Source organism: Arthrobacter sp. I3 (assembly GCF_000520575.1).
Classification (GTDB): Bacteria; Actinomycetota; Actinomycetes; order Actinomycetales; family Micrococcaceae; genus Arthrobacter; species Arthrobacter humicola_A.
The window spans coordinates 1-6,395 of the sequence record NZ_KI914941.1; the positions used below are offsets into that span (position 1 = coordinate 1).

The 6,395-nt window shown below is 63.4% G+C and carries 6 protein-coding genes and 1 pseudogene; 3 read left to right on the plus strand and 4 right to left on the minus strand.

What is annotated here, in order from left to right:
• The coding region (locus Y706_RS0116440; RefSeq protein ID WP_028277455.1) for a glycerophosphodiester phosphodiesterase family protein at positions 1–1,003 on the plus strand (1,003 nt) is incomplete at its 5' end.
• Between the two features lie 276 nt (positions 1,004–1,279).
• Here Y706_RS0116440 and Y706_RS0116445 read toward each other — a convergent pair.
• Positions 1,280–1,705: an ester cyclase gene (locus Y706_RS0116445; RefSeq protein WP_028277456.1), complete on the minus strand. Its 426-nt coding sequence runs from the start codon at positions 1,703–1,705 to the stop codon at positions 1,280–1,282.
• A gap of 755 nt (positions 1,706–2,460) precedes the next feature.
• Here Y706_RS0116445 and Y706_RS27565 point away from each other — a divergent pair.
• Together Y706_RS27565 and Y706_RS0116465 are read left to right on the plus strand one after the other, a co-directional pair.
• Positions 2,461–2,871, plus strand: a pseudogene (locus Y706_RS27565) (SRPBCC domain-containing protein); the annotation flags it as partial.
• A 1,152-nt stretch (positions 2,872–4,023) separates the two neighbouring features.
• Entirely contained in the window at positions 4,024–4,374 is a 351-nt protein-coding gene (locus tag Y706_RS0116465) for a DUF3846 domain-containing protein (RefSeq protein ID WP_028277457.1), read from the plus strand.
• A 133-nt stretch (positions 4,375–4,507) separates the two neighbouring features.
• On the opposite strand, the gene Y706_RS28320 is transcribed toward Y706_RS0116465, so the two are convergent.
• From Y706_RS28320 to Y706_RS26010, 3 genes are all read right to left on the minus strand, one after another.
• Positions 4,508–4,780: a GNAT family N-acetyltransferase gene (locus tag Y706_RS28320; protein WP_253906819.1), complete on the minus strand. Its 273-nt coding sequence runs from the start codon at positions 4,778–4,780 to the stop codon at positions 4,508–4,510.
• A 146-nt stretch (positions 4,781–4,926) separates the two neighbouring features.
• Positions 4,927–5,340 carry an ester cyclase gene (locus Y706_RS0116470; RefSeq protein ID WP_028277458.1) on the minus strand — a complete coding sequence of 138 codons (414 nt, stop codon included), beginning with the start codon at positions 5,338–5,340 and terminating at the stop codon, positions 4,927–4,929.
• A gap of 133 nt (positions 5,341–5,473) precedes the next feature.
• Positions 5,474–6,395, minus strand: a 922-nt coding sequence (locus tag Y706_RS26010) for an MFS transporter (protein ID WP_043436328.1), incomplete at its 5' end; no start/stop codon positions are given.

The following is a 6,395-nucleotide window of genomic DNA, read 5'->3' on the forward strand; positions in this document are numbered from 1 at the left end:
CCCCGAAGCCGGCTCGCCGTCGTCGAACGCCGCCACAACAAAGGCCGCAGAGGCAACAACGGCAATCAAGACCAACGAGAGCAACGGCTCCTTTGACCTGCAGGCGCACCGCGGCGGCCGCGGCGAGTGGACCGAGGAATCGCTGGCCGCGTTCGCCAACTCGCTGAAGCTCGGCGTGTCCACGCTGGAGCTGGACACCCACCTGACCACCGACGGCAACGTGATCGTCTGGCATGACGACACAATCCAGGCGGACAAGTGCCGCGACACCGCGCCCGCGACTCCCGGCGACGCGCAGTACCCCTACGTCGGTGACCGGGTCGCCGAACTGTCGCTCGCGCAGATCAAGACCCTGGACTGCGGATTCACCCAGCTCAAGGGGTACCCGGAGCAGGACGTGATCGAGGGCAACCGGATCGCCGAGCTCAAGGACGTCTTCCAGCTGGTGCGCGACGCCGACGCCAAGAAGGTCCGCTTCAACATCGAAACCAAGGTGGAGGACGGGAAGTCCGGCGGCGAGGGCATGGTGGCCCTGACCAAGGCCGTGGTCACGGAGATCTACACCGCCGGGATGGCCGGGCGCAGCACCGTGCAGTCGTTCGACTGGTCCTCGCTGAACTTGACCAAGAAGATCGCCCCGCAGTTGCCGCTCGTCGCCCTGTCCAGCGGCGACGCCTGGCTCGAGGTCGGCAAGCCCGGCGCCAGCCCCAACCTCGGCGGCATCGACATCGACACCTACGGCGGATCGCTCGCCAAAGCCGCGGCAGCCCAGGGCTACGACGTCATCTCCCCCGCCTTCAGCTCCGTCACGCCTGAAATGATCAAGGAAGCCCACGAGCTCGGCCTGCCGGTCATCCCTTGGACCGTCAACACCACGGCGGACATGACACGGCTGATGGACCTCGGCGTGGACGGCATTATCAGTGACTACCCCACCCGCCTGCGCACCGTTCTGGACGAGCGCGGCCTGAAGCTCCCCAAGGCGTACGAGTCCAAGGGCTGATTCACTGATTTGCAGGCGCCAGCGTTCTGCTAACCACGCGAAAGCCGGCCCCCGCTTTGAAAACGGGGGCCGGTCCCTTCGGCTTCGTTGCCCCCGGCGATGCTTTGCGCCGTTGATCGGTGCCAGACTCCGGCCTACGCGCGCTGCGAGATGTTGATGATGTTGCCCTCGCTGTCCAGGAACCAGGCCGCCTTCCGTATGAGCTACGATCATCGCGCTGGCCGATGACAGGACGCGGGCGGTGCCGGCAGCCATGAACAGTACGTGGATGCCGGGTCAGTCCCCGGGTAACTGGATCACGCCGAGCTGCCGCATCAGCCCGAGGTCGTCCCGGTCTGACCAATGCTCGGCGATCTTTCCATTTTCGACTCGGTGGATGGCCACTCCGGTTTCCCGCAGGTCGGCACCTGTGGGAGGCAGGGGTCCGGGGAGCTCACCCTCGTGTCGACCGTAGGCGGTTAACCTGGTCACCACCTTGTCCCCTTCGGCGATCTGGTCTTCGATCTCGTGCCGCCCTGGTGTCGCCTTCCAGAATATGCGGAAGGCCTGTTTCAGGCCTTCCCGTCCGGCCGGAAGTCCGGGAAATGGCGGGTTGTGGTCAAGATAGTCCTCAGCGACCAGATCGTCCATCGCATCGATGTTCCCGGCGTCGATCTCTGCGTAGAAGCGCCGCACGAGCGCTTTGTTGTCCTCAGACTCCACAGTCGTCCTTCCGTTTGTACACGGAGGCCCCTACCCGGACCGACCAGCACGAGCGGTTCAAGAGTCCCATGGGTGGCCAGTCTAAACCCACTGGCCTGGCTGTGGTAGTAAAGGTGGCCCGCTTCAACATAGATCTCATCGAGGGGTTTTCTTCGATGGAGGGCAGTAGTCGCGCGCTATGTGCGGCGCACTGGCCTCCGCATGGTGCGTGCCGTCGCACGCGTGCATGGTCGCCTTCGACCGGAAAATCGATGCTGAACTGGTCGCCGAAGGCACCGAATCCCAAAGCCGAGATCACCGGGATCACCGAACGGGGAGAACCGGAAACCCTATCCTGGCTGGTCGACCTGGATCCCCTCTGGTGCCCCGGCCAGGAACCGGCCGGGGCACCGTGACCGCCCTGCGCCGAGCCGGGGCAGCCGGCCGGGACTCTTCAACGCCGCGCCACCCATCACCGGCGCGAGAGGCCCCCGAAGTCTATGGGGCCATTACGGACCGAATGGGCCTGCGGAAATAGGGGTGTTGGCATCGGACTAAAGGGTCGCTATTTCGAAGAGGAGCTGCGAAGCGCTGTCCAGCCGGGCCATGACGGAAGGCAAGCTGCCGACGCTCGCGACGTGGTAGGCGGCTCCCAGCCCCATCCACTTCCCTGAGCGTCCGCAGGATGCCAGAGTTGAACGATGACTAAGGCAACGGGCGACGAGCCAACAGGCGAGCTGGTCCTAAACCTGTAATGCACCCTCGCTGCTCCCCCGGAAGAAGTCTTCAGGATGCTGACGGACTCAACCGAACTGGTGAAATGGTGGGGCCCGCAGGGCTTCACTATCCCGGCAGCCGAACTGAACCTCGCCTAAGGCGGCCGCTATCACTTCCGCATGACGCCACCCGACGGCGAACCGTTCCACCTCTCAGGCGAGTTCCTGAAGATCGATCCCCCTTGGCGCATGGTGTACACCCCCCGCTGGGAGGAACCGATGCCGGACGACCGGGAGACCGTCGTCGACCTCTCACTCGGGAGTACTGGCTCTCTCGGGAGTACCGGCACCGGCACGCGCCTGATGCTCTCGCAGGGACCGGTCCTGACGGAGGAACGGCTGGACTTTTACCGCAACGGATGGACCGAGTCGTTCGAGAAGGTGCAGGCGGTACTAGATAGTCGCATCTGAAGAAGCCCCCGATCTGGATTTGATCCCTCTTTGGCGGCGTTCTGTGATCGACTGGTGTCGCTCTAAGGAGGATGCGACGCGATTAGTTCGTGAGTGCTCGCGATCGTCTATGAAATGTTGCCCTGGACATTCTGAGATCGCGGGCAACCTGCGCGACGGGCTCGCCGCCTTCGACCAGGTGGAATCTGACTGCCAGTGACCCTGCGGGTCGGCCGTGAACGTTCTTTCCGCCTCTGCGTTTGCTGATCGAATCGGTAACTCAAGCCACGGCCGGGAACATGGCACAGCACTTCGCCACCGATTCCCAGGGAACCCGGGACCAATCCGGATGCTTACTTCGACCCGGCCGGGCAGAACCTGCCCAAGGCCTTCCTGCTCCCCGCCTCGCTCGACTCTGCCCCGATCACGCAGGTGTATACCTGGTTGACCCACCGCACGACGATGCCCCCGAACTCCTGAGGGCCGGAGGGTATGACCTCTTGTCAGAAGGCAGCACTGCCCCACGTCGTACCGGAGGAAGGAATCTTCAATCAACAGCACCGGTGGTAGCGCGGCCGCGGAGAGCCAGAGAGCGGCAATGACAACAAAAGTCCATCTCCAGGGAAATCCACGACCGCGTGCAAACAGACCGACTGGAATTTAAATTTAAAGTGGGTATGGTGATGTGTAGTCAGAGTTAAGAAAGGCCGATACTCCATGGCAGGAAAAAGCATCAAGAAAACCACTGGAAAAAAGCCCGGGAAGTCGCTTCTTGAGAAGAGGGCCGACAAAAGAGCCAAGGCTGACAGTCGCGAGTCACTCTTCCAGAAGCCGCGCAAGAATCACCGTTAAAACGTTCCAGCGAAGGCTATGGTGTCACCAAGTGCTGGACGCCGTTGCCGGTAATGCTGGAATGCGAGGGCGGAGAGGTCCGCCTCCGAAAGCGCCCATGCAGGCCGGCCGTTTCGCTCTAACGGCTGACCTGCCGGGGTGGTGGCCGGCGAACGCGACTCGCGAACACCAAGGAAAGGGGTCAGTCCCGACCGCGCCTCAGGATTTACATTGCGTGACAATTACTAGAGGCTCATCACGGCCCAATGCCATCTCAGCTGTAATTTAATGAAGTGATTTCACATTGCTAGTCCGGATTTATCCCTGAGGAAAGGATCAATCATGGGACCGACCTGCGCCGCCTTGGTTATTCCCCATCGCCTTAGTAGCCCTATTCGCATCGACGACATCGACCAAGATTTGGTCTCCCGACAGGTCCTGGTGGAGGGAAATATTAAAGCAATCAGTTACATGGATTGGCTCGTTTATCTGAATGACGAGGCGGAGGCTATTCCGTTACCTCTCAACCTGCGAGCCGAAGTGCTGATCCGGGAAGCGGGTGTCCCGCTTGAGGCGGCAGTCGGGGGGACCGCCGTCTTCCTCGGCAAAGGGACCAACGGCTGGGATGCAGATGCACCCGTACATCTGCTTCGTTTGGCCGAACGCCTCTTCGGAGCGGCACTGGCCGCGTAGCTGCAGGCGCACCGCGCAGTGAGACCGGCGGTCTACTGAAGGGTCAGGACGCCGCCGCGCCACGGGCAAGCCAAGGAATTGCCCAGGCTCGTCCTAACGCCCGTCGCTGGTACGCAGGTCTACAGAGTCTCCGTTATGGCGATTCAGTCCGGCCTAGCTCCCATTCAGTTCGGGAGATCGCGTACTCGACATCGCCGTGTTCATCGCCAGGAATGGACACTGGCCACGCAGCGACGAACGTACGTACTAGACGCATCCCGGATTTCTCCATCTCCAGTCGCGAGGCTGTGTTGACTGCCATGCTCGGAGCGACGACCCGCCGCACTTCGAACTCGGTAAAACCCTTGGAGACCAGGGCACGGGAACCCTCAGTCGCGTACCCCTTTCCCCAGGCCTCGCAACGCAAGCGAGAGCCGAGTTCCGGCTCATCGAGTGGATCCCCGGGGGCGGGCCGGTGTGGAACCAGCCGAGGAAGTCATTAGTTGACTTCTCGATCGCGGCCCAGAAACCGTAGCCGGGGAATTTCCCCTAGCTGCGAAAAATTGCTGCGCGTTACTTCGATACGGCTCCGATCTGCTGCATGAGGGTCATAGTGTCCGTGGCCCCCCAGTGCTCGACGACTTTGCCGCCGTCGACGCGGATGATGTCGACGCCGCTGAATTCGACGCTGCGACCGGTGGGCGCGACGCCCATCAGTTCTCCCTGATGGGTTCCGGTCAGGACCACGTATTGCGCTTCGAGATTTCCATCTACCAGCGCCGGTTCGGTGGTCTTGGCCTTGAGATCCGGGAATGCCGCCCGCATCGTGTTGACGAAGTACCCGACGCCGTCTTTGGCGGGCGATTGTCCGGGTAGGGGGTCGTGATCGACGAAGTCATCACTGACCAGTTCATCAATGAGGGCGAGATTTCCGTCCCCAATCACCTCTGTGTAGAACCGCTTGATCAATCCAGTTCCGTCAGCCATTTCCAACTCCTTAAAGTGGATGAGACCGCAGCCCAAGTCTTCCACTCCGGCGATGGCACATCAACGGCTCGCGCTCCCGCAGCGCCGGACCTTAGCNGGCGCTGCGTTCGTCCCACTCCCGCAGCGCCGGACCTTAGCCCCGCCGCTCCCGCCAGCGCAGCGACACCACAAGCACCACCGCGCCCAGCCCCAGCATCACGAACACCATCAGCCCCCAGTTCGCCTGCGTCACGCCGCTGCCGTAGAAGATGCCGATCAGCACGGTCGCCGTGATCGCGCCGAGGTAGCGGCAGGTCTGGAAGATCCCGGCGGCCACCCCGCGCTCTTCCGGCCGGGTGGACACGTACATGCCCTGGCTTGAGGAAATGGCGACCACGCAGTACGGCACACCCAGCAGGGCGGTCAGCGCGAGCACCAGCGGGACGGCCAGGGACACCGTCAGCAGCCACATCGCCGCCGACGCGCCGAGGAGCAGCACGACGCCGGCGATCAGCACCCGCCGCACGCCGAACCGGTCGATCGCGCGGACCGCGAACGGCGTCCCGACCACCGAGATCGCCGCGAGCGGCAGCATCAGCAGGCCCACGACGCCGGGATTGTAGCCGCCCGCGGTCTGCAGCAGCTGCGGCAGCCCGAAGAACGCAAAGTAGTAGACGCCGTTGAACAGCGCAAAACCCAGGTAGACCAGCAGCAGCGGCCGGTTGCGGCCCAGCAGCCGCAGGTCAAGGAAGGGCGGGCTGAACCGCAGCTCCCGCCACGCGAACAGCGCCGCGAGGACCAGCCCGCCGCCCAGCAGCCACCACCGGTAGTCGGGCAGCACATTCAGCATCGCCATCATCACCAGCACCAGGGCGCCGATGAAGGCCCCAATCCCGGGCAGGTCCGAGTCGCGCACCAGTTCCGACACCCGGCCGCGTTCCCGGGCACGGTCGGCCGGGGCGAAGCGCCGGACTACAAGGATCGCCAGCAGCGAGAGCGGGACGTTGATCAGGAACAGCGCCTGCCAGCCCACCAGGCTCACCAGCAGGCCACCCACCACGGGCCCGACGGCGGCC

Excerpts from the sequence above, each read along its gene's own strand:
- Y706_RS0116470 (WP_028277458.1), bottom strand. The coding sequence starts at position 5,340 with ATGGCTGACGGAACTGGATTGATCAAGCGGTTCTACACAGAGGTGATT.
- Y706_RS0116465 (WP_028277457.1), top strand. The coding sequence starts at position 4,024 with ATGGGACCGACCTGCGCCGCCTTGGTTATTCCCCATCGCCTTAGTAGC.